Origin of the sequence: Corynebacterium hindlerae (assembly GCF_014117265.1) — a bacterium.
GTDB classification, from domain to species: Bacteria; Actinomycetota; Actinomycetes; order Mycobacteriales; family Mycobacteriaceae; genus Corynebacterium; species Corynebacterium hindlerae.
Genome location: NZ_CP059833.1, coordinates 2576022 through 2600772, shown reverse-complemented (window position 1 = coordinate 2600772; position 24751 = coordinate 2576022). Strand labels below are relative to the sequence as shown.

General features: G+C 59.4%; 27 protein-coding genes and 1 riboswitch. Of the genes, 10 read left to right on the top strand and 17 right to left on the bottom strand.

Going from position 1 to position 24751, the window contains the following annotated elements:
- Positions 1-18 precede the first annotated feature (18 nt).
- From HW450_RS12530 to HW450_RS12520, 3 genes are read right to left on the bottom strand one after another with little or no spacing between them, the layout of a single operon-like run.
- Positions 19-1050, bottom strand: coding sequence for a 6-phosphofructokinase (locus tag HW450_RS12530; RefSeq protein WP_182385936.1), 1032 nt, complete (start codon positions 1048-1050; stop codon positions 19-21).
- A 3-nt stretch (positions 1051-1053) separates the two neighbouring features.
- Positions 1054-2421 (bottom strand): DHA2 family efflux MFS transporter permease subunit, encoded by a 1368-nt coding sequence (locus HW450_RS12525; protein ID WP_232843271.1) that lies wholly within the window; start codon positions 2419-2421, stop codon positions 1054-1056.
- Positions 2418-3617: an MFS transporter gene (locus tag HW450_RS12520; protein WP_182385935.1), complete on the bottom strand. Its 1200-nt coding sequence runs from the start codon at positions 3615-3617 to the stop codon at positions 2418-2420. Before HW450_RS12520 ends, HW450_RS12525 begins: the two co-directional genes overlap by 4 nt.
- A gap of 22 nt (positions 3618-3639) precedes the next feature.
- Between HW450_RS12520 and HW450_RS12515 the strand changes: the two genes are divergently transcribed.
- Positions 3640-3957, top strand: a complete 318-nt coding sequence (locus HW450_RS12515; protein ID WP_182385934.1) for a hypothetical protein — start codon at positions 3640-3642, stop codon at positions 3955-3957.
- Here HW450_RS12515 and HW450_RS12510 read toward each other — a convergent pair.
- From HW450_RS12510 to gatC, 5 genes are all read right to left on the bottom strand, one after another.
- Positions 3937-4887: an ABC transporter substrate-binding protein gene (locus HW450_RS12510; RefSeq protein WP_182385933.1), complete on the bottom strand. Its 951-nt coding sequence runs from the start codon at positions 4885-4887 to the stop codon at positions 3937-3939. The two genes, HW450_RS12515 and HW450_RS12510, sit on opposite strands and share 21 nt — an antisense overlap.
- Positions 4884-5627 carry an ABC transporter ATP-binding protein gene (locus HW450_RS12505; protein WP_182385932.1) on the bottom strand — a complete coding sequence of 248 codons (744 nt, stop codon included), beginning with the start codon at positions 5625-5627 and terminating at the stop codon, positions 4884-4886. The genes HW450_RS12510 and HW450_RS12505 overlap by 4 nt, the downstream gene beginning before the upstream one ends.
- Positions 5624-6661: a FecCD family ABC transporter permease gene (locus HW450_RS12500; RefSeq protein ID WP_182387550.1), complete on the bottom strand. Its 1038-nt coding sequence runs from the start codon at positions 6659-6661 to the stop codon at positions 5624-5626. Before HW450_RS12500 ends, HW450_RS12505 begins: the two co-directional genes overlap by 4 nt.
- A 121-nt stretch (positions 6662-6782) precedes the next feature.
- Positions 6783-8273 carry an Asp-tRNA(Asn)/Glu-tRNA(Gln) amidotransferase subunit GatA gene (gatA, locus tag HW450_RS12495; protein WP_182385931.1) on the bottom strand — a complete coding sequence of 497 codons (1491 nt, stop codon included), beginning with the start codon at positions 8271-8273 and terminating at the stop codon, positions 6783-6785.
- 4 nt (positions 8274-8277) lie between these two features.
- Positions 8278-8571 (bottom strand): Asp-tRNA(Asn)/Glu-tRNA(Gln) amidotransferase subunit GatC, encoded by a 294-nt coding sequence (gene gatC / locus HW450_RS12490; RefSeq protein ID WP_182385930.1) that lies wholly within the window; start codon positions 8569-8571, stop codon positions 8278-8280.
- A gap of 204 nt (positions 8572-8775) precedes the next feature.
- Between gatC and HW450_RS12485 the strand changes: the two genes are divergently transcribed.
- Positions 8776-9435: an ACT domain-containing protein gene (locus HW450_RS12485; RefSeq protein WP_182385929.1), complete on the top strand. Its 660-nt coding sequence runs from the start codon at positions 8776-8778 to the stop codon at positions 9433-9435.
- On the opposite strand, the gene ligA is transcribed toward HW450_RS12485, so the two are convergent.
- Complete coding sequence (gene ligA / locus HW450_RS12480) at positions 9428-11437, bottom strand: NAD-dependent DNA ligase LigA (RefSeq protein WP_182385928.1); 2010 nt, start codon at positions 11435-11437, stop codon at positions 9428-9430. The genes HW450_RS12485 and ligA overlap by 8 nt on opposite strands.
- 64 nt (positions 11438-11501) lie before the next feature.
- On the opposite strand from ligA, the gene HW450_RS12475 reads away from it, so the two are divergent.
- The 5 genes from HW450_RS12475 to HW450_RS12455 all read left to right on the top strand — a co-directional run bounded on the left by HW450_RS12475 (position 11502) and on the right by HW450_RS12455 (position 14446).
- Complete coding sequence (locus HW450_RS12475; protein WP_182385927.1) at positions 11502-12173, top strand: 3'-5' exonuclease; 672 nt, start codon at positions 11502-11504, stop codon at positions 12171-12173.
- A 191-nt stretch (positions 12174-12364) separates the two neighbouring features.
- Positions 12365-12961: a peroxiredoxin gene (locus HW450_RS12470; RefSeq protein ID WP_182385926.1), complete on the top strand. Its 597-nt coding sequence runs from the start codon at positions 12365-12367 to the stop codon at positions 12959-12961.
- 70 nt (positions 12962-13031) lie between these two features.
- Positions 13032-13556 carry a carboxymuconolactone decarboxylase family protein gene (locus tag HW450_RS12465; protein WP_182385925.1) on the top strand — a complete coding sequence of 175 codons (525 nt, stop codon included), beginning with the start codon at positions 13032-13034 and terminating at the stop codon, positions 13554-13556.
- A 434-nt stretch (positions 13557-13990) separates the two neighbouring features.
- On the top strand, positions 13991-14218 hold the full coding sequence (locus tag HW450_RS12460; protein ID WP_182385924.1) for a hypothetical protein: 228 nt from the start codon (positions 13991-13993) through the stop codon (positions 14216-14218).
- A gap of 21 nt (positions 14219-14239) precedes the next feature.
- The gene (locus HW450_RS12455) at positions 14240-14446 is read left to right on the top strand and encodes a hypothetical protein (protein ID WP_182385923.1); all 207 of its coding nucleotides are present in this window, start codon (positions 14240-14242) and stop codon (positions 14444-14446) included.
- An 8-nt stretch (positions 14447-14454) separates the two neighbouring features.
- On the opposite strand, the gene HW450_RS12450 is transcribed toward HW450_RS12455, so the two are convergent.
- Both HW450_RS12450 and mnmA read right to left on the bottom strand, forming a co-directional pair.
- Complete coding sequence (locus HW450_RS12450) at positions 14455-15375, bottom strand: uroporphyrinogen decarboxylase/cobalamine-independent methonine synthase family protein (protein ID WP_182385922.1); 921 nt, start codon at positions 15373-15375, stop codon at positions 14455-14457.
- Entirely contained in the window at positions 15360-16433 is a 1074-nt protein-coding gene (gene mnmA / locus HW450_RS12445; RefSeq protein WP_182385921.1) for a tRNA 2-thiouridine(34) synthase MnmA, read from the bottom strand. The genes HW450_RS12450 and mnmA overlap by 16 nt, the downstream gene beginning before the upstream one ends.
- 95 nt (positions 16434-16528) lie before the next feature.
- Between mnmA and HW450_RS12440 the strand changes: the two genes are divergently transcribed.
- The 3 genes from HW450_RS12440 (at position 16529) to HW450_RS12430 (ending at position 19354) form a co-directional block, all read left to right on the top strand.
- Positions 16529-16960 carry an ArsR/SmtB family transcription factor gene (locus HW450_RS12440; RefSeq protein ID WP_182385920.1) on the top strand — a complete coding sequence of 144 codons (432 nt, stop codon included), beginning with the start codon at positions 16529-16531 and terminating at the stop codon, positions 16958-16960.
- Positions 16957-17922, top strand: a complete 966-nt coding sequence (locus HW450_RS12435; RefSeq protein WP_182385919.1) for a serine hydrolase domain-containing protein — start codon at positions 16957-16959, stop codon at positions 17920-17922. Before HW450_RS12440 ends, HW450_RS12435 begins: the two co-directional genes overlap by 4 nt.
- Before the next feature lie 259 nt (positions 17923-18181).
- On the top strand, positions 18182-19354 hold the full coding sequence (locus tag HW450_RS12430; RefSeq protein ID WP_182385918.1) for an HNH endonuclease signature motif containing protein: 1173 nt from the start codon (positions 18182-18184) through the stop codon (positions 19352-19354).
- Between the two features lie 45 nt (positions 19355-19399).
- On the opposite strand, the gene HW450_RS12425 is transcribed toward HW450_RS12430, so the two are convergent.
- From HW450_RS12425 to HW450_RS12400, 6 genes are all read right to left on the bottom strand, one after another.
- On the bottom strand, positions 19400-20890 hold the full coding sequence (locus tag HW450_RS12425) for a disulfide bond formation protein B (protein ID WP_182385917.1): 1491 nt from the start codon (positions 20888-20890) through the stop codon (positions 19400-19402).
- Positions 20891-21058, bottom strand: a complete 168-nt coding sequence (locus HW450_RS12420; protein WP_182385916.1) for a hypothetical protein — start codon at positions 21056-21058, stop codon at positions 20891-20893.
- A gap of 157 nt (positions 21059-21215) precedes the next feature.
- On the bottom strand, positions 21216-22862 hold the full coding sequence (gene thiC / locus HW450_RS12415; protein ID WP_182385915.1) for a phosphomethylpyrimidine synthase ThiC: 1647 nt from the start codon (positions 22860-22862) through the stop codon (positions 21216-21218).
- A riboswitch (TPP riboswitch) is annotated at positions 22853-22969 on the bottom strand. It overlaps the preceding gene by 10 nt.
- Before the next feature lie 7 nt (positions 22970-22976).
- Positions 22977-23753, bottom strand: a complete 777-nt coding sequence (locus tag HW450_RS12410) for an energy-coupling factor ABC transporter ATP-binding protein (protein WP_182385914.1) — start codon at positions 23751-23753, stop codon at positions 22977-22979.
- Positions 23741-24448 carry a CbiQ family ECF transporter T component gene (locus HW450_RS12405; RefSeq protein WP_182385913.1) on the bottom strand — a complete coding sequence of 236 codons (708 nt, stop codon included), beginning with the start codon at positions 24446-24448 and terminating at the stop codon, positions 23741-23743. The genes HW450_RS12410 and HW450_RS12405 overlap by 13 nt, the downstream gene beginning before the upstream one ends.
- Positions 24449-24751, bottom strand: coding sequence for an energy-coupling factor ABC transporter substrate-binding protein (locus HW450_RS12400; protein WP_182385912.1), 303 nt, complete (start codon positions 24749-24751; stop codon positions 24449-24451).

Sequence of the window (24751 nt, the reverse complement as noted above, 5' to 3'; positions counted from 1 at the left end):
GAATTACCAGCGGGCAGCTTAACCAAACAGCGCGCGAGCCGTCTCGTAACGGTTCAGCGGAACCTGCTTCAGCGTTCCCACTGCTTCCTGCAGGTCAATGAGCTCGATGTGCTCGCCATGCAGCGCCACACACTTGCCACGCTCACCACGGTGGGCCGCGCGGGCAGCCTGCACACCATAGCGGGTAGCCAGGACGCGGTCGAAGGCCGTTGGGGTACCGCCACGCTGAATGTGGCCGAGCACCGTGGTACGCACATCGTGGCCGAGTCGCTTGTGGATCTCATCCGCGATCACCTGGCCGATGCCGTTGAAGGTCTTGTGGCCGAACTCGTCCTCGCTGCCGAGGTTGAAGTCCATCGTGCCTTCCTCAGGCAGAGCGCCCTCAGCGACCACGATGATGCCGTACTTCTCACCCATCTGGAAGCGGCGTTCCATCTGCTTGGCAATCGCCTCAATGTTGAATGGCACCTCTGGGATCACAATGTGGTGGGCGCCGCCAGCCATGCCGGCGTGCAGGGCGATCCAGCCGACGTGTCGTCCCATCACTTCCACGATCATCACGCGGTTGTGGGATTCAGCGGTGGTGTGCAGCCGGTCGATGGCGTCCGTGGCCACGGCCACGGCGGTGTCGAAACCGAAGGTGTAGTCGGTGCCATTGACGTCATTGTCAATAGTCTTTGGCACGCCAATTACGGGAATACCGTTGTCGGACAGCCACTTAGCGCCCTTGAGAGTTCCTTCGCCGCCGATCGCGATGAGGGCATCCACGCCAGCGTCCTCCAGGTTTGCCTTAATGGTGTCCAACCCGGCCTTGAACTTGTCGGGGTGCAGGCGACCGGTGCCAAGAATCGTGCCGCCTTTGAGCAGGATCTTATCGATGTCGGCGTCGTCGTAAAGCTGCACGCGACGGTCCTCCATGAGACCCACCCAGCCATCTTCATAGCCGATCACATTGGAACCGAATTCGGAGGAAGAGGTACGGACGATGCCTCGGATCACGGCGTTGAGGCCTGGGCAGTCGCCACCGGAAGTTAGAGTCGCAATACGCATGCTTTACATAGTAGTGCCCTCGGCAGGTTTCGCTGCACTGAACTGCGATACGGCCACCAGACCCATCGTGAGCACCACCGCCGGAACGATCATCGCCAGCCCCATTGCGGTGGCCATACTGGTGTATTGCACCGCGATCTGCATCGCCCCGCCGATCGCCGCGGTCCCCACCACTGCCCCAGTCTGCCGGCACGTGTTGTACACGCCGGACGCCGCGCCAAGGTGCTGCACACTCAACGTGCGCATGGTGGTGGCCGAGTTCGGAGACCACACAAACGCATTACCCAGACCCAGCAGCGAAATGCCCGCGAGCATCCACCGCACCGGCACGCCGTCGCGCATCACCACCACGAGCACCAGCATCGCCACCACCATGAACCCGAACCCCATCATGGACAGCACCCGCGGATGCAGCCGATCCGCGAGCCGCCCAGCCACCGGAGCGAGCACACCGGAGATCACCGCCATCGGAATCATCATCATGCCGGCCTGCTCCGCGGACAGCCCCTTGCCGTCCTGCAGAAACAACATAATCGGCAGCATCGTCCCGGCCACGGCAAACCCCATGGTGAAGATGGAAAATGACCCGAGCGAGAAATTCCGGTTCTGAAACAGCTCCAGCGGGATAAGGGGCGCAGCCACGCGCGACTGCAGCGCCACAAAAGCAGCGAGCATAACGACGCCCACTGCCAGCGCACCCCACACCACCCAGCTCCAGTTCTGGCTCGGCCCCTCCTGTAGGGAAAATACAATCGCGAACAGCGCAATACCGGACATCAGCACACTCGGGGTATCCACCTTGGACGCGGTGGCATGAAGATCAGGAACCCACGCGAGCACCAAGGAGATGCACAGGATCCCGATGGGCACGTTGATAAAGAAGATCCATTGCCAGCCCACCGAACCCACGAGCAGACCACCGAGGACTGGGCCACACAGCGTGGCTAAACCAGCCGTTGCGCCCCACACCCCCATCGCGGCGCCGCGTTTCTCGCGCGGGAAGATGCGGTTGATAATCGCCATGGTCTGCGGCGTCAGCAGCGCCGCGCCGAGTCCCTGGGTGAGCCGGGCACAGATCAGCACCTCGATGGAAGGCGCTAGACCACAGGCGAGGGAGCTCAGCGTAAACACGGCCATGCCAATGATGTACATCCGCTTTTGCCCGAACCGGTCCCCCAGACGACCAGTGAACAGCAACGGCACCGCGCAGGCTAACAGATAAATCGAGCTCACCCATACCACCGCGTTGATGCTGGCCTCCAGTTCCTGCTGGAACTGTGGGGTTGCCACCGCCACGATGGTTTGATCCAGCAGAATCATGAAAAAGCCGGTGCACAGCGCGATGAGCGCTTTCCAAGGATTGCTAGTCACTCGACCAAACTAGCACTGCGATAGTGCGGGAGTACACGGGCGCCGCGCACAATAGCCCACACCGCCACCGGCAGCCACACCACCAGCAGCGCAACCGCCAGCCAATAAATCGAATAAAACTTTAGGGCCAGCGTCGCGAGCGACAGCCCGATCGGGGTGGCAAACAGATTAATCGCGGTAAAGAGCGAAAACGCCCGGCCCCGCATACTCTCCGGAGTTTCCTCCGTCACCACCAGCGTAACTATGGGCCCGGTCAGACCACTACCCAGTCCAGCAACGAACATCCCGAGGAACACGAGCCAGGTGGTGTCCAAAAACGCTGTACATCCAAAGGAAATTGCTAATAACGCGATCGCGATAATCCAGGCGCGGCGTCGGTAAGCAAGCCCCACCGCGGAGACCGCCATGCTGATCACAATCATGCCCACCGCGAACGACGACATCGACAGCCCCAGCAGCACCGGCCGTCCCAGGCTCTCAAACTGAGCCGGCAGCAACACCGTGAGCAGCGGTCCCACCAACATCCCGGACACCAAGGTCATCACTGCCAACATCCGCACCGGGGCGATCTGCAGCAGACTCCCCCACGCGCGCCAGCCCTTGAACACTTCCTCCTCCGCCACCGGTGCCTCGCCGCTGAGCCGCAGCAGCGCAGTGAGTACCGCGGCCAACAGCGAACACGCCGCCGTAATCCACAGCACCAACTCGATACTGAGCACCGACATCAACGCGCCCGCCAACGCCGGCCCCAACAGGAACGTGATCCCCACCAAGCTCTGATTAAAGCCACTGAGCCGAGAGACCGTAACCCCTGAGTCTTTCGCAATGTCGGTGATGAGCGCATTGCGCGCCGCCATCCCCGGAATATCCCCCACCGCGCCCACAATGCCGAGCGCAATGAACCACCACAGGTTCAGGCCAAAAACGTAGTCCACCACCACGACGCTGGCCACCGACACCGAGGAGACCACATCGGAAACAACCGACATCCGTTTCCGCCCGACGCTATCGACCAAGTGACCGCCCACAATGGCAAACAGCAACGCGGGAACCGCAATCACCGTTGCCACCATTCCCGCCGCCGCGGGATCCCCCGTCCGGTTGAGCACCAGCCACGGCCACACGATCTGGACCACGGAGTTACCCAACATTGACGCTCCCGCGGATGCGAGGTAAAGCCATGCGTTCAATTTCATGAGCCAAGTATGCTTAAGAACTATGACTACCTTCAAGAAAGCAACCGAAGTGAACACCGCATCCGTCGTCGGTGTGGGTCTCATTGGCGGCTGGCTCACCGCCCGCGAAACCGGAATCCGTCCGCTAGGTGGCGTGGTCCTCGCGGCAGCTGGCATCTGGGCGGGGCGTTCCTGGCTGGCCAAGCGTGGCGCAGCAACAACAGCTGCGCTCACCGCTACCTACCTCGGCGCTTTTGGCGCCTCCCACCCTCTGGCAAAGAAAATCGGCGCCTGGCCAGCAGTGATCACGGTGACCACGGTGGCATCAGGCGCCGCGTGCCTACTCAGCGACCTTCGCTAGCTCCGCGTGCAGCGCTTCCGCTGCATCAATGTTTAGTGGCCCCGAGGTCCACATCGCGTACGGCAGGTTGACGAAGCGTTCTTCCTTGACCGCTTTCAGATCCTTCGCAGCGGGGTGGGCCTTGAGCACGGCCACCTTCTCTTCATACTCCTGGCCCGGGTAATCGACGAAAGCGATTACGTCCGGCTGCTCAGTGATGAGCTTTTCCCAGCTCACGGTAGTCCACGTATCGTTGATGTCCTCGGCTGCGTTCACACCACCGGCGGCGTCGATGATGGCCTGCGGACCGCCGAACTTGCCGGACGTAAAGATGGTGTCGGTACCGGAGTCGAACACGAACACCTTCTTGCCACTCTTGTTGTTCGCCATTGCTTCCCGACGCTGCTTAATATCCGCAATCACGCGCTCTGCCTCGTCTGTGTCACCGGCAAGCTTGGCGATGTTCCGCAGATCCGTATCCACGGCCTCCCACGGATCCATCGTTCCGCGCTTGCCATCTGCCTGACGGCAAGACTCGCTGAGCACATAGGTATCTATGCCGTGCTCTTTCAGGGTTTCCGGCAGCACGTTCTTGTCCTCGCCCAGTCCGTAGTTCCAACCGGCGAAGTACAAATCAGGGGCCGCGGCGACGAGTTCCTCCAGGCTTGGGTACTTTTCGTTGACCTCATTGAGCTTGTTTACCCGGTCACCGTACTTTTCTGTCAGCACCTTCCGGTCACGAGCCAAGCTACTCACATTGACGATCTTGTCCCCAGCTCCCGCCGCCAACGCGGTCGCGATCAAGGAGCCATCGTTGACCCAGAGTTTTTCGGGGCGCTCATAGGTCACTGTCTCACCACAGTTGACCAGCTCAATTTCGCCCTTGGATTCCTCCGGGGCGCTGCAGCCAGCCAACGCCAACACCAAACAGGTTGCTAATACTTTTTTCATTCCTTCTCCTCAATAACCAAATGTGGACGTTCGAGCTGGGCTAAGCGCACCACCTGCGCTTGCACCCGGAACGCCTTCCTAATGTTCTCCGGCACCAACACCTCATCCGATGGGCCTGTCGCGAGCACAGTTCCCTCGTGCAGCACCACCACATCATCAAAATGGGCCAGCGCTAGATCCAAGTCATGCATAGTGGCGACCACAACCTTGTTCAGTCCCCGCAGAATCTCCAGGATCTCTAACTGATGCCGCACGTCTAGATGGTTCGTCGGCTCGTCCAGCAACACCACCGGGGTATCCTGCGCGATCATCCGCGCCACCAGCACCAACCGGCGCTGGCCGCCGGAAAGCTCATCGCAATAGCGATCCTTCAGGTGGGACAGCCCTACCTGAGCTAATGCTTCATCAACATTCCCGCCCTTCTCCCACGGGCGCATGTGTGGCAATCGGCCGAGCGCAACCACTTCATGCACCTTCAGGTCACCACCGAGGACCTCTTCCTGCCCTAGGAAAGCAAGCCGGGTGGCGCGCTCTCGGGGTTTCATCAGGTGCACGGGGTGGCCGTCGATAAGCACCTGCCCCGCGGCGGCCTTCCTAATCCCGGCGAGGGTCCGCAACAACGTCGACTTTCCAATGCCGTTCACCCCAACGATGGCGCAGGTGCGCGTAGTGGTGAAGGAAATATCGTGCAGGATCGTTGTTCCGCGAACCTCGCAGGAGATGCCTGAGACCTCAATCATGCTTGTCCCCCAAATCGGTAGGTGCCGCGCCCCATGATGAACAGGAAGAGCGGTGCGCCGATCAGGCCGGTGACCACACCCAGCGGGATCTCCTGCGGGGCCACCACCACGCGAGCGATAATATCAACCCACAACAGGAAAACGGCCCCCAACGTCATCGCAACGGGAATCACTCGCCGGTGGATACTGCCGACCAACATCCTGGCCAAGTGCGGGATAATCAAACCAACAAAGCCAATTCCGCCGGCCACCGCAACCATAATCCCCACCAACGCGGCCTGCGCCAGGAAAAGCACGTTGCGTAGCAACTCCACCCGCACACCCAGGGACGCGGCCGTATCGGGCCCGGCAACCATCGCGTCCAAGGGGCGCGAGATCACTACCGCCAAGATCGACCCGGCGATGATCATCACCAAAGGCAAGAGCAACTTGTTCCACTGCGCCCCGGAAACGGACCCCAGCATCCAGAACATCACCGACTGCGCGGCACGGGCGTCGCTGGATTTGAACACCAGAAAACTTGCCATCGCGGAAAACGCCGATGAGAGCACGACGCCCGCCAAGATCAGCCGCAGCGGAGTCAGCCCACCCTGAATCATCGCGACGAAAAACACGCAGGCGGTGGCCACCACCGCGCCGAGCAGCGCGCCAATAGCGAGGGCGTAGATTCCCGAAAACACACCGAAAGTGATCACGGCGGTGGCACCAACGCTCGCACCGCTTGATACGCCCAGCAAATAAGGGTCCGCCAGCGGGTTGCGAACCAGGGTCTGCATCAACACGCCCGCCAGCGCTAAGCCAGCGCCGACGATCAGGGCTAGCAGCCCGCGGGGCGCCCGGAGCTGCCAGACCACCGCGTCTACAGAAGGATCGTTCACAGGGCTACCGGTGAGACGATTGCGCAGTACCTCAATCACCTCAGCCGGCGCGTAGTGCACGCTCCCGAGCGTGAGGGAAAAAACGAAGGTCACCACGGCCAGCAAAGTTAAGCTAGACACAATTGCTTTTACCGGCACACAACTCTCCCGCAACATCCACTCAGCGAACAATAAACGTAGTTCTTAATCTATCAGCCTTAGTGAAGCCCATGTTTATTAGGGAGCGTGTTAATGAAAAAAGACGCCCCGTAGGACGCCTTAAATTCACAACCGGATGTTACTTCCTGCCAGCCTCAAAAGCTGCGCCGACGCGGTACAGCCGGTCGTCAGCAAATGCCGGGGCCATGATCTGCAGACCTACCGGCAGCCCAGTGTCGGACGCCAAGCCAGCTGGCAGGGACATGCCACACAGGCCAGCAAGGTTCAGCGGCAGGGTGCACAGGTCAAAGTTGTACATCGCCATCGGGTCAGAAACCTTCTCGCCCAGCTTGAACGCGGTGGTCGGGGTGGTCGGAGCCACCAGCACATCGCACTGCTCGTAGGCCTTGCGGAAATCTTCCGCGATCAGGGTACGAACACGCTGTGCCTGCAGGTAGTAAGCGTCGTAGTAGCCCACGGACAGGGCGTAGGTGCCGAGGATGATGCGGCGCTTGACCTCAGGTCCGAAGCCTTCCGCGCGGGACAGGGCCATGACTTCGTCAGCGGAACGGGTGCCGTCATCTCCAACGCGCAGACCGTAACGCATACCGTCGAAGCGAGCGAGGTTGGAGGAGACTTCACACGGCAGGATCAGGTAGTAAGCAGCGAGGGCGTCGTCAAAGTGCGAGCAATCGACCTCAACAACCTCTGCACCTTGCTCTTTCAGCTGCGCAACAGCTGCGTGGAACGCCTCCAGAACGCCAGGCTGCCAACCTTCGCGGTCAAACTGCTTGACGACGCCCACGCGCACGCCCTTCAAGTCGCCGTTGGCACCCTCGCGGGCAGCGGCAACGACGGGGGCCACCGGGCGATCCACGGAGGTGGCGTCGAATTTATCGTGACCGGCGATGACCTCGTGCAGCAACGCCGTGTCCAGCACGGTGCGCGCGGTAGGGCCAGCCTGGTCCAGCGAGGAGGCACAAGCGATCAGGCCATAACGGGACACCGTACCGTAGGTTGGCTTCACACCCACGGTATTTGTCAGCGCTGCCGGCTGACGGATGGAGCCACCGGTGTCGGTACCAATAGCCAGGGGCGCTTCACCGGAGGCCAGTGCAGCGGAGGAACCGCCACCGGAACCTCCCGGGGTGCGCTCCAGATCCCACGGGTTCTTTGTCGGGCCGTAGGCAGAGTTTTCCGTGGAAGAGCCCATGGCAAACTCGTCCATGTTCGTCTTACCCAGGATCGGGATGCCCGCCTCGCGGATCTTGCGGGTCACGGTCGCATCGTAAGGGCTCATGTACCCTTCGAGAATTTTGGAGGCCGCGGTGGTAGGCGCATCCGTGGTGGTCAGGACGTCCTTGAGTGCCAGCGGAACACCGGCTAGTGGAGATGCGACGGTGCCCGCAGCGATCTGCTCGTCCACGTCCTTCGCGGCTGCCAACGCGGCCTCCGCGCCCACGTGCAGGAACGCGTGCAGCTCGCCATCGATGTCAGCAATACGATCCAGGTGCGCCTGGGTGACTTCCACGGAAGATACTTCCCGGGAGTGGATCTTCTCGGCCAACGCAGCCGCGGTCATGGCAGTGAGTTCAGAAGAGCCTTCGGCTCCGACGAGGTACTTGTTCATCTCTTTACTCCCCCAAGATCTGCGGTACCACGAAGCGCTGCTCGGCAGCCTCCGGTGCCTGGTCGAGTGCTTGCTGCGCCGTCAGGGTCTTTTCCACAACATCGGGACGCATAGTGGTTTCAATATCGTGTGGGTGGCTCATGGGCTTCACACCGTCCGCGGCTACTTTACCCACAGCACTCACGTTGGCGATGATGCTGTCGATCTGCTCTGCATAGATGTCAAGTTCTTCATCGCTGAGGGCAAGCCTAGATAGTTTAGCCAGGTGAGCGACCTCTTCGCGCGAAATTTCAGGCACGAGCGCAACTCCATTCTTGTATCGCTAAAACGTTGCTACAAACGCTACCTGGAAAGTTTAGCGGAACCACTTCCCATGAGGGCGCAGCGGGGGTTTACTGGTCATAATCAAACATTGATAAGGATTATGGAACTTTTCTTCCGTAACGAGCGTTATATTTTAAAAGAGACCTGTTCCCCCCCACACGAAAGGCGGATTGTACAGATGTCATATCTCATCCGTGTCATGATTCCCGACGCCCCCGGCAGCCTCGGCAAGCTTGCCGACGCGATGGGCTCTGTCAACGGGAACATCGAATCCGTAGATGTGGTGGAAAAGAGCACGAACGGGCAGGTCACCGACGATATCGTGGTCACCCTCCCTCAGGGCACCCCACCCGACACGATCATTTCGGCAGCTCAGGCCATCCCTGGCGTGGAGGTGGACTCCATCCGCCCATTCTCTGGCCGTGTGGATCGGCGCGGTCAGATTGAAATGCTCGCCGCGGTAGCCACGAACCACCGCCAGCGAGACAAGGCAATGACGGACTTCGTGGCCGTACTGCCCCGGACGATGACCTCCGGCTGGGCGATCGTGCTGGACAACGCCGACGTGATGACCCGCGTCGCCGCCTCCCCCGCCGCCCCGGAGGACGACGGCACGAACCCGCCGCACGCCGACGTAGAGAGCGCCCGCATCCTGCGGGAGGACGAAGATTGGGTTCCTGCGTCGTGGCGGCTTCTCGACGCCTCCCTCTGCGCCGCTCCAATTGGCGCCACGGGCCTCATGCTGGTGGTCGGCAGGCCTGGCGGTCCGGACTTCCTGGCCACAGAGGTCGATCACATCGGTTCCCTCTGTGACATTGTCGGATCGATCCTTAGTTAAGGAGCGCCACGAATTCTGCTTCGCTGAGCACGGGAACACCCAGTTCCCGTGCTTTTGCTTCTTTGGAGCCAGCATTCTCACCGGCGACGACGTAGGACGTTTTCTTCGATACCGACCCGGCGGCTTTGCCGCCGCGAGAGACGATTGCTTCCTTGGCTTCGTCGCGGGTGAAACCTTCCAGCGTTCCAGTGACCACGATGGTGAGGCCGGCGAGGGTTTGTTCCGGCAGGTCAGAAGCGTCCTCTTCCATGGTGACGCCGGCTGCGGCCCACTGCTCCACGATGTTGGTGTGCCAATCCACCGCGAACCAATCATTGAAGGACTGGGCGATGGTCAAACCAACGCCTTCGGTGGTAGCGAGATCCTCCACACTCGCTTCCCGCAGCGCCGTCATCGACCGATACTTGGTGGCCAGGGCGCGAGCGGCGGTGGGGCCCACGTGTCGGATAGACAGCGCGACGAGGACGCGCCACAGGTCAGTTGCTTTGACCTCGGCAAGGTTTTTCAGCAGCTTCTTTCCAGAAGCGTTAACGGTGCCTTTCTTTGTCACGTACACCGAGGTCCGAGAAAGGTCCTCTTCGGTGAGATTGAACAGCTGTGCTTCGTCGTGAAGCACGCCGGAGCGGATGAGGTCGTGCGCACCTTTTTCGCCGAGCGCCTCGATGTCGAACGCGCCACGCCCCGCGAGGTACGTCAGCCGCGCCCCGAGCTGGCCGGGGCAGGATTGCGTGTTCGGGCAGCGCCAGTCCGCGTCGCCTTCCTTACTGGGGGCGAGGGTGGCGCCACATTCGGGGCAGGTCTTAGGGAAAACCCACTCTACTTCGCTGCCGTCTCGCTTCTCCACGATCGGCCCGAGCACCTCGGGGATGATCTCGCCGGCCTTTCGAATCACCACGGTATCGCCGATGAGCACGCCTTTTCGTTTCACTTCGCTCGGGTTGTGCAACGTGGCCATGGAAACGGTGGAACCAGCCACAAAAACTGGCTCCATCACGGCGAATGGGGTCACGCGCCCGGTGCGTCCGACGCCCACCTGAATATCAAGGAGCGTGGTGGTCACTTCTTCCGGCGGGTACTTGTAGGCGATGGCCCAACGAGGCGCGCGGGCTGTCGCGCCGAGGGCACGCTGCGTGGCGATGTCATCGACCTTGACCACTAGCCCGTCCATTTCGTGGATCGCGTCGTGCCGGTGGTCCTCCCAGTACTTCACCTTTTCCACCACTTCCGCCGCAGTGTTGACAGCTTCGGTGTAATCCGAGGTGGGCAGCCCCCAGGCCTTCATCGCCTGGTAGGCATCAAACTGGCTGGTGGGAGTGAAGCCTTCCAGGGCGCCAATGCCGTGGCAGATCATGCGGAGCTTGCGCTTTTTCACATCCGCCGGGTTTTTCTGCCGCAACGATCCGGCGGCGGCGTTGCGTGGGTTGGCGAACGGCTTGCCACCTTCCTCCATGCGCAGGGCGTTGACCTCGGTGAAGTCTTCTACGGCGATGAACACCTCGCCACGCACTTCGAGGACTTCGGGGATGGGGTATTCGTCGGTGTGGTTAAGTTTTTCCGGGATGTCGCTGATGACGCGGGCGTTTTCGGTCACGTCCTCCCCTACCCGCCCGTCGCCGCGGGTGGCGGCGCGTTCAAAGACGCCGCGTCGGTAAATCAGGTCGATGGACAGGCCATCGATTTTCAACTCGGTGAGGTAGCGCTGCGCTGGGGTGCGCGCGAGCCAGTCCCGCAGCTCGGCTTCATCAAAGACGTTATCCAAGCTCATCATGCGTTCGAGGTGCTCAACGTTGGCAAAGCTGGAGCTGACGGGCGCGCCGACTTCCATCGTCGGCGAATCTGGAACGGCGAGTTCCGGGTGTTCTTTTTCCAGGGCTTGGAGTTGTTGGAAAAGCTTATCGAAGTCCGCGTCGGGAATTTCCGGGGTACCGTTATAGTAGAGGTCGCGATGCCGGCGTACTTCTTCCGCCAGTTCATCCCATTGTTTGCGCAGCTGTGTGTTCACGGATTCCGATTCTACTTACCTAGCGGGGGCACCCGTGTCCGACGGTCGGTCTAGAGTTTTGGGCATGAACACTTTTAGTCCACAGCAGATGCTTTCCTTCGATTTGGAAACCACGTCCCCCAACCCATTTGAGGCACGCATTGTCACGTCCGCACTGGTACGCATTTCGGGCCGCGAGGTGTCCTCACAGGAGATGCTCGCGGACCCTGGGGTGGAGATCCCCGAGGGCGCACAGCAGGTGCACGGCATTTCCACGGAGTACGCTCGCGAGCACGGTCGTCCACATGACGAGGTCCTGGATGAGACCATCGCTGCGATTGAGAAAGGCTGGGCTGACGGCCTGACATTGATTGTTTTTAACGCCCCTTACGATCTCACCGTGCTCGGCCAGTTGCGCCCGGGGTTCGCGGTGACCGGCCCGGTCTTCGACCCCTTTGTGATTGATAAGGCGAAGGACCCCTACCGCAAGGGAAAGCGCACCTTGAGCGATTTGTGCGCGCTTTACGACGTCAAGTTGGACAATGCTCACGAAGCCACCTCGGATGCGTTGGCTGCGGCCCGAATCGCCTGGAAGCAGGCCAGGCAGTGGCCTGACCTGGTACAGAAACCGCTTGACGAGCTCATGGAGTATCAGGCCGTGAGCTACTACAAGTCGCAGCAGAGTTTTAAGCGCTACTTAGAAGGCAAGGGGTCGGACTCAGGTCAGGTCAACGTGTCCTGGCCTATGCAAAGCTAATTACCCACTTTGCAATAAATAGCCTTCACCTAAGCATGCAGGTCATTGCCTGGCATAGGATTTACCTATCTAAGTTTAATACACCCTAAGATTTAATCTCTTGCCGGATAGTCGAAACCTAGGCATAATTGCTTTCAGACCCGAACAATTCGGATCAGAGAAACACACACTTCAACTACAGGAGGATTCACATGGCTCTTTTGACCATCGGCGACAAGTTCCCAGAGTTCAACCTCACCGCACTCAAGGGTGGCGACCTGCACGAGGTTAACGCTTCCCAGCCTGACGATTACTTCGAAGAGGTTTCCCTGGACAAGTACGAGGGCAAGTGGAAGGTTATCTTCTTCTACCCGAAGGACTTCACCTTCGTGTGCCCTACCGAGATCGCTGCCTTCGGCAAGCTGGATGAAGAATTCCAGGATCGCGACACCCAGATCCTCGGTGGTTCCATCGACAACGAGTTCGCTCACTTCAACTGGCGTGCTACCCACCCAGAGCTCAAGACCGTTCCATTCCCACTGTTCTCCGACATCAAGCACGAGCTGATTCAGGAGCTCGGTGTTGAGAACGCAGCTGGTGTTGCAGACCGCGCTACCTACATTGTTGACCCAGACGGCATCATCCAGTTCGTCTCCGTCACCCCAGACGCAGTTGGCCGCAACGTTGACGAAGTCCTCCGCGTCCTCGACGCCCTGCAGTCTGAAGAAGTTTGCGCTTGCAACTGGCAGAAGAACGACCCAACCAAGAACATCGACAAGTTCGCTGAGGTTCAGGAAGCCCTGAAGTAAGGTTTCCCCCGCCCCGCCGGACTGCTCCTGCGGGGCACCTTTTTACCCAAAACTAGTTTAAGGATGAAATATGTCTATCGATAACCTGAAGAACGCACTGCCTGAGTACGCCAAGGACCAGAAGCTGAACATCGGCTCCCTTACCCGCTCTACCGAACTGAACGAGGAGCAGCTCTGGGGCGCTCTCGTCGCAGCCGCCGCTGCGACCAAGAACGAGACCGTGATCTCCGAGATCGTCGACGAGGCCAAGGGCCACCTCTCCGAAGCAGCCCTCGAAGCAGCCTTCGGCGCAGCCACCGTGATGGCTATGAACAACGTTGCGTACCGCTCCCGCCACATGCTTGGCGATGACTACGCGAACGTCAAGATGGGCCTGCGCATGAACGTCATCTCCAACCCAGGCGTGGAGAAGGTCAACTTCGAGCTGTGGTCCATCACCGTTTCCGCAATGAACAACTGCGAATACTGCCTCGGCGCCCACGCTGAGACCGTGAAGGCTGAGGGCCTGACCAAGGAGCAGATCTGGGAGGCCGTGAAGGTCGGCGCCGTAGTCAACGCTGTGGCACAGGCTGTCCAGATCCAGGACGCCCGCTAAACAACTTCTTTAACCCCACCGTTCTGTTACAGGACGGTGGGGTTTATGCATGTAACGGCACTGTTAGATGATCCGTCCAATGATGTATTGACCATCAGTCGAGAGAGGGTTCCCGGTCTTCCACCTCTGGATGGAAGTGAACAATACCCAGTAGGTAGAGGGTCGTTGGTAGAGAATTCGAGAAAAAGTGGCTTTCACAGGGGGCTAAGGTCGTGTTCTACTCGAACTCTCTACCAACGATTCTCCACCAACCGCTGTGAATAGCGCTCGGCGTGCCCGTTAACCTCACACCACCACAACAACCTCACACCTAGCCACCCAAAAGATATGCTCATTTGTTAAGCTTCAACAGTCGTAAGTTTCTCATCCTGATTCCACTTTTCGTGCTTACTTCCTGCACCAATTCAGAGCCTGTACCTCAGAAGACCGTAGAGGTGACAATCACCGAGGAAGAAACGGTTGCTGAGGTATCAGAGGCAAGGTCAGAACAGGCCCCGCCACCACCGGCACCAGCGCCAAGCCTGGAGCGGCCTGTCAGCCAGCATACAATCAACGCTGGTCAAGTCGGTGGCGTCTGCGGCTACACCGTGTTTGGCGATGAAATTCGCGCCTACCCAGATACTTCGTGTGAGTTCGCTGCCGCCATTTTTGACGTGGCCTAGTATGCCCAGTACAACGACTCCATGAAGAATGACTGGACGCTTCCTCGAACTGTCGAGACTCTGCAGGTTTCCAGCCCGGTCACGGGCGAGGTGTATCCCATTGACTGCTCCGTCGGTTCCGACGGCAAAGCCCTCATTTGTTCGGACAAGCGCGCCGTAAACAGGGTCGGCGCCACGTACGATTCTGGCCGAAATGACTATTGGCGGGGTCGCATCTCAATCAGCTAGCACTCCCTTTAAAGGTCCCCTGCGTCCCGCGCCAACATATCCGCAACCGCGCGGGCGAAGTGGAGGGCGGCTCCGGCGTCGGCAAGCTGCAGCTTTTCGACGCCCACCGGATACACATCGACGTCCGCTAGCAGGTCGCGGGAGAGGCTGAGTTCGTCCCAGAGGCGGGCAAGCTCGATGGCGACCGCGCGCGGTTTTTCACCGAGCTCATCGACGCGCCCAGGCGGGATGCCCAGACCGGCGCGGACACCGCGTGAGACCAATGCGCCAAAGCCGTCGAGGTTGGCTGTGCCGCAGATGAGGGCGCGTTCCAGGAACACCTGGGGCGCGCTCACCTGCCAGAGCGGTTCGGCGAGGTGGAGGATGTCGCAGTCCATGAGCTGCAGCTCCGGGATCGCGGGGATGGTGTCCCACTGGGTGGTGCCCGGTAGTTCGCCCCGGATGATGGGCCCGAGCAGGGGTTCATCCACTTGCGTGATCACGTCAGCATTAAAGCGGGTGCGCACGTCCGCCACGTGTTCTGTCACCCCGTGAGCGAGGCCTACACGGATGTCGCGCAGCGCGCCACGGTCAGTGATTGCCCGGTGCCCGTTTGGCAGCTCTAAGGACGCTGCCAGGCTCCACGGCCCCATGACCTGGACCTTCACCGTTGCGACCGAGGTTCCCCACACCGATTCGCACTCGTCCAGGTCTTGCTCCAGCCGATCCCACACCCGGCGCGTCAGCAGCTGTGGCCGGTTGGTGAGTTGCCAGGAACGGGGCCCGGCGTCCACGTTGAAAGGCAACAACGCGCTTGTTCGCCCCACGGGGTCTGATCCGGTGCCCCGGGCGGGCAGTTGCGGGATGGCCAGGATTTCGCATTCGCCGAGGATGACGTCGGCGGCGTCGATAAGCGACGTGCCTGGGAGCGGGCCTAGCGCGTGGTGCATGAGATGGTCCCGGAGCCGAGAACGATGTCACCTTCTGCGTCTGGCAGGTAAAGGACGGCTGCCTGCCCGCGCGCGACGCCTTCGAGCGGTTCATGCAGCGTGAGCACCATCTTTTCCGGACCAATGACGGCCGTACAAGGCACGACCTCGCCGTGGGCACGGACCTGAACCTGACACTCGATGGTGCCGGTCATGGCCGGGTGCAGGACTTTGAGGCGGTCGGCTGTAATGCCTGTCACTGCCAGGTCAGCGCGGGAACCGACGGTGACCTCGCCGGTAGCAGCATTGATGTCCGTGACATAGCGGGGCTTGCCATCCTTGGCCGGCTGCTTGATGTCCAGGCCCTTGCGCTGGCCGATAGTGAACTCGTGCACGCCGTGGTGCTCCTTGAGCACATTGCCTTCTTGGTCCTTCACCAACCCCGGGCGCAAGCCGATGTGCTTACCCAGGAAAGCCTGCGTATTGCCGTCGGGGATGAAGCAGATGTCGTAGGAATCGGGCTTCTTCGCCACTGAGAAGCCGTGCTTGGCGGCCTCTTCCCTAATCAACGGCTTCGGGGTGTCCCCGACCGGGAACATGCAGTGATCCAGTTCGTCGCGGGTCAGCACGCCGAGGACGTAGGACTGATCCTTTTGCGGGTCGTCGCCCCGGCGCAGGTGCCCATCAATGATTTTGGCGTAATGGCCGGTAGCGACGGCATCGAAGCCAAGGGCGCGGGCGCGTTCCAGCAGCGCGCGGAACTTGATTTTCTCATTGCAGCGCAGGCACGGATTCGGGGTTTCACCACGTTCGTAGGAATCGACAAAATCATCGATGACGTCTTCCTTGAAGCGATCCGAAAAGTCCCACACATAGAACGGAATACCGAGCTTGTCACACACCCGGCGCGCGTCCGCGGAATCCTCCAGCGAACAGCAACCACGGGAGGACTCCCGGACCGCCTGTGGGTCACGGGACAGCGCAAGATGGACCCCAACCACATCATGGCCTGCCTCCACCGCTCGGGCTGCCGCCACCGCACTATCGACGCCGCCACTCATTGCTGCCAGAACTCGCATGTTTTCCCCTTTCAGGTGGACTAGCTTAGTCGACGGTAGCCTCCTAATAACAACCTCCGCTGCACCTGATTCCATTTTTCGGTATTTTTAGAATTATGGAAATTGAGGCAAAGCTCGCGGAACTAGAAGAACGAATTGCGAAGCTGGAACAGCAATCTCCACCGACGTACGAGGGTGGCATCGTCTCCTTTCAGGGCGATGTCACGGTGGGTTCACGGCAATACTCCTATGAGTGGGCTCGCCCAACACAGTTCCTAACCGATGAGATTTTCCACTCCGCGATGGAGCGCGTCTCCGCGCTCGCCCACCCGATTCGTCACGCCCTCTTGCGCAGGCTTCTCGACGCCCCCGCGCCGGTTACGGAGCTGGTAGCGGAAGGGTTGGCGTCGTCAGGCGCTGCATACCACCACCTCACAGCGCTCCAGGCCGCGGGCTGGGTGCGCAAGCGAGACAATCTCTTTGAGATTCCGCCCGCACGAGTCGTGCCCCTATTGACCATCATTGCTGCTAGCGAGGATCACCGATGAAGAAAATTGTGGCCGTACTGTGCGGCCTCGCCACCACTGCCCTGCTATTAGTCTTTGGACCACAGCGAGTTACCCTCGCCAGCGACCCGACGGGAGACCCGGGGCTCGCTGGGTTCATGAAAGAGCACGCTCCACGAGGAGCACTCGAATTGACCGGCTTCGTTCTTGACGGCGATCAACCAGTGTTTGCCGGACTCGGAGCCGACGAACATACGGAAGTAGAAATTGGATCAGTGACCAAGACCTTCACTGCGGAATTGCTGCGGCAGGCCGTCGAGAAGGGCACTGTTCAGCTAGACACCAAGGTCTCCGACATCATCGACACGCACGGCGCCCCCATCGGTTCCGTTACGTTAGAGCAGCTCGCCAACCATGAGGCGGGCTTGCCACGTAATCCAGGATTGGATTTGGTTTCCTTGTTTGTTGAGCGTAACCCCTATGGAACGGTGACGCGCGACGACATTTTAGAGATGGCTCTCGATGCAAAACTCAAGGGCCAAGGCGAGCGCAACTACTCGAACCTGGGGGTGGCTTTTCTTGGACAGTTAATAGCGACCAAAGACGGCCGAACATGGGAAGAGATGGTGCAACAAGATATCTTCACACCGCTAGGCATGTCTGAGTCTTACGTTGCTTTGATTGGTAGCGCCGCTGATGCACCGCACGGGCTAAATGGCCGTGGCCGCGTGGCCGCGAACTGGGAGATGGACGGCTATGCCCCTGCTGGCGCCATCCGCTCCACCGCCCACGACATGGCACTGTTTGCCGCACATGTGCGTTCTGTTGGAGTGCCCCCTTACGTCTGGGTGCACGATGAAGCCGGAATGTGGCACAACGGCGGTACTGGAGGTTATCGAACGATGTTGATATTCGACCCCAACGGAAAGCGAGTTACCTTCGTGAACACCAACACTCCAGCAAGCGTCGATATCTTGGGAGAAAGGATGCTGCAGTGGTCTTAGTTCCTGTCTTTATAGTCAGCTGGCTCGTCCTTGAACTGTACTTCTGGAAGCGACGCTCTTTGTTGAATGCGGCGGTCGTTGCATTGATCGCTGGGTTCGTTTGCATGACCAGCGTGGATTGGGTTGCTACGAGCCCATTTTTTCTATGGTGGACCATCGCCACACTTGCCGGCCTACTAGTCTCCCTCTCGCTCTGGCCCCGCACAAAAAGTTTCGATTAGCTCTTGTGTTCTAATCCTTGCTGGGATAGAATGGGGGTATGAAATTCGGGGAATCTTCAACACTTACCCAGGTCAAGGAGTTACTTCAACACTCCATTGACTTCGGTGAGCCTTTCGAACATTTCCCCGCATTGCTGGAGATCAAGGAGCTGATTGCCCGGCTCGAAACAGACATGGCTTCGGGGTATGAGCGCAACAAATTGGAACGTGCTGGGGTGTCGGCTAGCGAAGCCCGCCGCATTCACCGACGCTCCCTGAATCCCTGGGGGGAAGGTGTCCCAGTTGAGCACCAAGACCTCATTTTGTCGGCTCTAGAGAAACTAAGCTCAGCATCCAAACGGCGCACCGAGATTTACAACCTCGCCGCAGCCTCCGCCGCCGAGTCCTCCCCCAAGGCAACACACGCCTACGCCAAGAAACTTGTCCGCGAAGAAAACCGGCGCCTGGCCAAGGATCCACACGAAGCCTACAACCAGCGCCGTTTCCAGCTACGCGAACAAGACGAGCACGGTGGCTGCAGCTTCCACGGCTACGCACCAGCGGCCCACGCCGCACTCCTGAAATCACTCATGGATGACGCCTGGCGCGCGGAACAGGCCACCGAGGACCGACGCAAAGACGACAACCGAACCGTAGCCCAACGACACGCAGACAATTTCTTCCAAGTGTTGCGCTGGGCTTCCGCCACCCGCATCGACCAGGTCGGGCACTGCTCCCTCGTCATCGGCGTCACCGAAGAACACGAATTCAACTGGGAAGCGAAGTTCGGCAGCCACGTCGGCATCGACCTCACCCTCTTCGACCTCAAACTGCTCGACGGCCACCGCATCGTTGACTACATCGTGGTCCACGATCACCACGGCGCAGTGAAAAAGCTAGTAACAGCCGGCCGATCAGCCACCTTCTACCAGCGTCTGGCAATGTTCTCCCGAGATGGATGCTGCGCTTACCCAGGCTGCAACGAATCGATCAGCCGCTGCGAATCCCACCACGTCGTACCGTGGGCGCGAGGCGGACCAACCAGTATCGACAACCTCGCCCCACTCTGCCCGAAACACCACGGCTGGAACGACGACAGCGCCATCGAAGCACACATCGCAATGGTGCTCAGTAGATACCCCGTGTTGGTCGATAGCGCCGGAAAACACCACAGAAACAACAGCCCGCAAGCCCGAAGATCCAACGGCCGCAGGCTGACCGAAGACAACTAACGCACCCCACCCTAGTGAGCCGGGGCGCGTTAACGTGCAGATTTTCTAGGAAATCTTTAGCTCATGAACTAAATCACGGTCACCATCGTGTGCAAGCACAAAGGCGCTCTTTCCGGATACCGCCACGTCGCGAACATCGCCAAGCTCAGGCAGGTTTCGAATCTCTTTCACACTAAAGTCCGCAATATCAATGGTTAAGAGACTGTTGTGTTCCTTAGACAGGACATACAGGAGTCCGTCGTGCAGGTCTGCACCCACCGGATACACCCCTTCGGCGTCCAACACCCCTTCCCGGATCAGCTTGTTGTCCGCTTTAGAAAACTCCGATATAACCACCTGCTTAGAGCGCTCATGCGGAACACTGAGAGTGACAAATGTGTCTGCCGTGCTTTCCGAAGCGACTGACAACGTGTAGGCCATCCGAGCCCGAATAGTCCGCAGCTCCGGACGCCCCTTCGAGTCGAAGATCGGCATGATGTCGCCTGAAGTATCAGTGAAATCCTTCCAGGCAATCTTCTCATCCACTTCATCTTGAATCACAGCACCGTAGATCGTTTTGTTCTGCGCAATCGCAACCAAACCGCCTGGTTTAAAGTAGGCCGCATCTACGGTGTTGTGAATATCGGAGCCATTAGGAACGTCCACCCGGGCAAACGAGGAGTACTCTTTAAAATTCTCGTCAGTGTAGTAAAAGCCACCATCGGAGGAGACCAGACCAAACTTGTCATTGTCGGAATCATAGGCGATACCAGCAGCACGACCTTTTCCACGGAAGCCTGCGACGGGGAAACCGATCTCCTGAGTACCGGCCAGCTCCAAGGTTTCTTTTCCTACTAGTGGGCTGGTATCAAACTCAATACCTTTATGCGGGTCGGGTGCATTAAATTTGTGTAGCCGAATGTCACCAAGAGATTCATACTGATGCTCCTTATCCCAGTATTTCGCGGTTTGTGCAATATTAAAAGTGAACCGCGCCGGATCCCCTGCCCCCGCATAGGGAGGAATACCATTACCAATGAGAAATTGAAGACAGTTAGTGCACGTAATAAGAATGGCGACGATGGTCACAAATTTAGTGGCGGGAGAGAATTTCTTTACGTTCACCTCAGTGGAAATAAATTCCTGCGCCAGCACCTTATCTTTTCCGATAAAGATGAAACCAACCGCGAGAACACCAATCACAACCCAGTACACCAGGATGCCCCAGGTGTAGGTGTGAACACCCAACACGGCGTCACCAAACCCTTGACCAAGGTCAGCATTAGCACGTCCACCCCAGTGGCGCACCGTGGTGTACAGATAATAGAAGGCCACCAACAGGAGAGTTACCATGTAGCGCATACGTGCCCCGTAGCGCAGGATAAATACCCCCAAGGCCCCGATGAGGACCATACCAAAGCGCTCGTTACCACAGAGGATGCACGGGGATTCACCATTAATAAAGCCTAGGTAGATGTTTGCGACGCCCACCGGAAACGCCATGATAATAAAGACCGCTGCGGCCAGAATAAAACGGAAAACCTTTGCATCGAACATTTACAGGTTCACCGCCGGAACAATTGACGTAGCAGAAGCCATGAAGAACATCAGCACAGAAAATGCAAATGATCCGACCAACAAGCTGAATGCCAGCTTTTCTTTTTCTGGCTTGAATAACACCAGAACGAGTGCAATTGCACACAAACTGTAGAAAACAAACTCCACGAGAGAGCCTTTCCTAGTTGAGAGAAACGATGACCCTCAAATAATAAAATTGGCTGCTCATTACTGTAAATAAACGTAAGAGTTTTGTAGGAAAAAACACAGTTAGTTAGTTCCGGTCGGGCTAGAGCCAAAAACAGCTCAGCCCACCCGATATCTGCTAGCTCTCCACCACCGGCAAGTACACGCGAGAACCCGACTCAGCAAACTCCGCCGACTTCTCCTTCATGCCCGCCTCAATGGCCTCCACAGTCTCAAGCCCATGCTCCGCCGCATAGTCCCGCACATCCTGCGAGATCTTCATGGAGCAGAACTTCGGACCACACATCGAGCAGAAATGCGCCGTCTTCGCAGGCTCTGCTGGGAGGGTCTCGTCGTGATAAGACAGTGCGGTGTCCGGATCCAGAGCCAACGCGAACTGGTCATGCCAGCGGAATTCGAACCTCGCGCGAGACAGCGCATCGTCTCGCTCCTGGGCACGCGGGTGCTGCTTCGCCAGGTCCGCCGCGTGGGCGGCGATCTTATAGGTGATAACGCCGACCTTCACGTCATCGCGGTTCGGCAACCCGAGGTGTTCCTTCGGGGTGACGTAACACAACATCGCGGTCCCAGCCTGGCCGATGATCGCAGCGCCGATCGCGGAGGTGATGTGGTCGTAGCCTGGTGCAATGTCTGTCGCCAGGGGCCCCAGGGTGTAGAAAGGTGCGCCGTGGCACCAGTCCTCTTCCCATTCGACGTTGACTGGGATCTTGTGCATCGGAACGTGGCCGGGGCCTTCGATCATGACCTGGACGCCGCGGGAGCGCGCGATGAGAGTCAGTTCGCCCAACGTGCGCAGTTCTGCCAGCTGAGCTTCGTCATTGGCGTCCGCGATGGAACCTGGACGCAGACCGTCGCCGAGGGAGAAGGTGACGTCATACTGAGCGAGGATGTCGCAGAGCTCGGCGAAGTTTTCGTACAGGAAGGATTCGCGGTGCTCTTTCAGACACCAGGCAGCCATGATGGAGCCGCCGCGAGAGACGATGCCAGTGACGCGGTCGGCGGCCAGCGGGATGTAGCGCAGGAGTACGCCGGCGTGGACGGTCATGTAGTCGACGCCCTGTTCGCACTGTTCAATGATGGTGTCGCGGTAGATCTCCCAGGTCAATTTTGTTGGGTCGCCCTTAACTTTTTCGAGCGCCTGGTAGATCGGCACCGTTCCCACAGGTACTGGGGAGTTGCGTAGGATCCATTCGCGGGTTTCGTGAATGTCCTTGCCTGTGGAAAGGTCCATGATGGTGTCCGCGCCCCAGCGCGTCGCCCACACCATTTTCTCCACTTCCTCATCGATGGATGAGGTGACGGCGGAATTGCCGATGTTGGCGTTGATCTTCACCGCGAACGCCTTACCGATGATCATCGGCTCCAGCTCCGGGTGCTTACGGTTCGCGCAGATCACGGCCCGCCCCGCGGCTACTTCGGATCGCACGAACTCCGGCGAGAATCCCTCGCGTGCCGCGCAGAATGCCATCTCCGGGGTGATGATCCCGGCTCGCGCCCACGCGAGCTGAGTTTGAACGCGAAGTTCTGGGTGCTCTTCGGAAGCCGGTACTGCTTCCGCTGGCTCCCAGGTACGAACTGGCGACAATCCCTTTTCCAGATCCAGCTGCGGATCTTCGAGCGTGTACGGGCCTGAGGTGTCGTACACGTCGAAATGTTCGCCAGTCGTGAGGCCGATGCGTCGAGCTGGAATTTTCAGGGTGTGTCCCTCGAAGGACACCTCCTGGTAGACCTTTTCGCTGCGGTAAATGGGTCCAGTGGTGATCATTTAAACCTCCCTACGCCGGCATTATCCGGACAGGTTAAACGGTCGACGCTCCGTGTTTTGTTGCGTCCTCTCAGCGAAGAATCGGCTCCGCTCCCGTGTGACGAATGTGCCCCTCTACCCTAATAGATCTTCCACCCGTTCGACGGCTTTTCCGATTTTTTCTGATACCAGTGGCGCCCACGGTGGGCGCAGACGCGCCGCGGCCAGCAGCGATGGGTCGGTAAGGAGGGTTCGGTCACCAGAGCGGATCGTCCCGTCAACGAGGACTCCCACCGACGCTGCGAAAGCGTAGGCGAAGTCGATTTCGTGCGTGGAGATGACGATGGTTGTTCCGGCGTCGTTAAGCTGCAGCAGCGTGGCTAGCAGGCGGTCGGAGGCGACGGGGTCGAGGCCGGCGGTCGGCTCGTCGAGAAGGAGGACGCGTGGCTGCATCGCCAGCGCACCGGCCAGCGCCACGAGTTTGCGTTGGCCGTAGGAAAGCTGGTGGGGGACGCGGTCAGCAAGGCCAGTGATTTCGCAGGTGGCCAGCGCCTCACGCACGCGCTTATCGACGTCCGACTCCTCCAATCCCATGTTCACGGGGCCGAAAGACACGTCCTCCGCAACCGTGGTGGCGAAGATTTGTTCATCGGGTTCCTGCAGCACAAGCTGCACATTGCGGCGCACATGGTCCCGGCCGCGCCTGGTGTACTCCATCGGCGTGTCATCGAGCAAAACCGTGCCAGATTGAGGCTGCCACGCCCCCGCTAACAGCTTGAGCAGCGTGGACTTCCCGGAGCCATTCGCACCGAGGATCGCGAGGCGTTCCCCCGCTGCCACGGCTAGGTCGACCCCGTTCAGCACAGGCTGATCGTGGGAAAAAGTCAGGTCACGGGTCTCTAGAACAGACATAATAAACTCATCACAATCACGGCGCCGCAGGCACGGAGCCAGTTCACGGGGCGCGCCACAGTACGCACTTTCATCGCGGTGGGATCCGCCCGCAGTTCCAATCCTTCTTGCAGCGCCCGAGCCCTGGCAAAGGACAGCACAAATAGCGACGCTGCTTGGCCCGCAACCGAACCCACCCACCGGCGGGTACTGCTATGCCCGAGCCGGGCGGCCTGGGCCTCCCACATCGTCTTCGCCGTCACCACCAGGGCACCCACCAGGCGGTATATCAGGCCCGTGACGTGCACGAGCGACTCCGGAAGGTGCCGACGACGCGCGAACATGAGGATCTCGGACATCGGGGTGGTCAGCGCAAACAACATGGTGATTCCCATGCCCACCACGGACCTAGCCAACACCTCACCGGCGTGCGCCACCCCTCCTGGGACCATGATCAACCCGCCGGAGGTAATGGAGAAAATGAGCGGGCCGAGGCCCAGCGCGATGAACGTCGCCGGGGCCCCGACCAGACCCAGGTACAGTTTCCAGTTGATCCCAGCAGCGACCGCCATCACCAAGGTGATAGCGGCGATCACTGCGAGTTTGATACCGGAAACCGAGATCGCAATAAACAGCAGTACGATGAGCAGGCTTTTTTCGCCCACATTCACGTGCGCCCAGCGGCTCCTAGCAGCGGCTAGTTCCAGGGCATTCATTTAGACAGCAGCAGATTCCTCAGCACGCTGGGTACGGCCACGGAACACACCGAGGACATAACCGAGCAGGCCAGCACCAAGACCAGCTTGCAGCGCGAACCGGCCGGACTCCACTTCTCCTGGCAGTTCACCAGCAACAGATTCGAACCATGGTTCATAATCAGGGTTAGCCTCTTCCACCAAGGTTTCCGCACCCGCGTCGGTGCCCACGAATTGTTCTTCAGCGTCCGGGTCACCGAAATTGAAGAACATCGGGAACATGATCAGAACGCCGGCCACGATGACCAAAACTAGGTTCTTCAT

Bases quoted from the DNA above. Each gene is read 5' to 3' on its own strand.
- HW450_RS12530 (WP_182385936.1), bottom strand. From the start codon at position 1,050: ATGCGTATTGCGACTCTAACTTCCGGTGGCGACTGCCCAGGCCTCAAC.
- HW450_RS12520 (WP_182385935.1), bottom strand. From the start codon at position 3,617: ATGAAATTGAACGCATGGCTTTACCTCGCATCCGCGGGAGCGTCAATG.
- HW450_RS12515 (WP_182385934.1), top strand. From the start codon at position 3,640: ATGACTACCTTCAAGAAAGCAACCGAAGTGAACACCGCATCCGTCGTC.
- HW450_RS12510 (WP_182385933.1), bottom strand. From the start codon at position 4,887: ATGAAAAAAGTATTAGCAACCTGTTTGGTGTTGGCGTTGGCTGGCTGC.
- HW450_RS12505 (WP_182385932.1), bottom strand. From the start codon at position 5,627: ATGATTGAGGTCTCAGGCATCTCCTGCGAGGTTCGCGGAACAACGATC.
- HW450_RS12500 (WP_182387550.1), bottom strand. From the start codon at position 6,661: ATGTTGCGGGAGAGTTGTGTGCCGGTAAAAGCAATTGTGTCTAGCTTA.
- gatA (WP_182385931.1), bottom strand. From the start codon at position 8,273: ATGAACAAGTACCTCGTCGGAGCCGAAGGCTCTTCTGAACTCACTGCC.
- HW450_RS12485 (WP_182385929.1), top strand. From the start codon at position 8,776: ATGTCATATCTCATCCGTGTCATGATTCCCGACGCCCCCGGCAGCCTC.
- HW450_RS12475 (WP_182385927.1), top strand. From the start codon at position 11,502: ATGAACACTTTTAGTCCACAGCAGATGCTTTCCTTCGATTTGGAAACC.
- HW450_RS12470 (WP_182385926.1), top strand. From the start codon at position 12,365: ATGGCTCTTTTGACCATCGGCGACAAGTTCCCAGAGTTCAACCTCACC.
- HW450_RS12465 (WP_182385925.1), top strand. From the start codon at position 13,032: ATGTCTATCGATAACCTGAAGAACGCACTGCCTGAGTACGCCAAGGAC.
- HW450_RS12455 (WP_182385923.1), top strand. From the start codon at position 14,240: ATGAAGAATGACTGGACGCTTCCTCGAACTGTCGAGACTCTGCAGGTT.
- HW450_RS12450 (WP_182385922.1), bottom strand. From the start codon at position 15,375: ATGCACCACGCGCTAGGCCCGCTCCCAGGCACGTCGCTTATCGACGCC.
- mnmA (WP_182385921.1), bottom strand. From the start codon at position 16,433: ATGCGAGTTCTGGCAGCAATGAGTGGCGGCGTCGATAGTGCGGTGGCG.
- HW450_RS12440 (WP_182385920.1), top strand. From the start codon at position 16,529: ATGGAAATTGAGGCAAAGCTCGCGGAACTAGAAGAACGAATTGCGAAG.
- HW450_RS12435 (WP_182385919.1), top strand. From the start codon at position 16,957: ATGAAGAAAATTGTGGCCGTACTGTGCGGCCTCGCCACCACTGCCCTG.
- HW450_RS12430 (WP_182385918.1), top strand. From the start codon at position 18,182: ATGAAATTCGGGGAATCTTCAACACTTACCCAGGTCAAGGAGTTACTT.
- HW450_RS12425 (WP_182385917.1), bottom strand. From the start codon at position 20,890: ATGTTCGATGCAAAGGTTTTCCGTTTTATTCTGGCCGCAGCGGTCTTT.
- thiC (WP_182385915.1), bottom strand. From the start codon at position 22,862: ATGATCACCACTGGACCCATTTACCGCAGCGAAAAGGTCTACCAGGAG.
- HW450_RS12410 (WP_182385914.1), bottom strand. From the start codon at position 23,753: ATGTCTGTTCTAGAGACCCGTGACCTGACTTTTTCCCACGATCAGCCT.
- HW450_RS12405 (WP_182385913.1), bottom strand. From the start codon at position 24,448: ATGAATGCCCTGGAACTAGCCGCTGCTAGGAGCCGCTGGGCGCACGTG.
- HW450_RS12400 (WP_182385912.1), bottom strand. From the start codon at position 24,751: ATGAAGAACCTAGTTTTGGTCATCGTGGCCGGCGTTCTGATCATGTTC.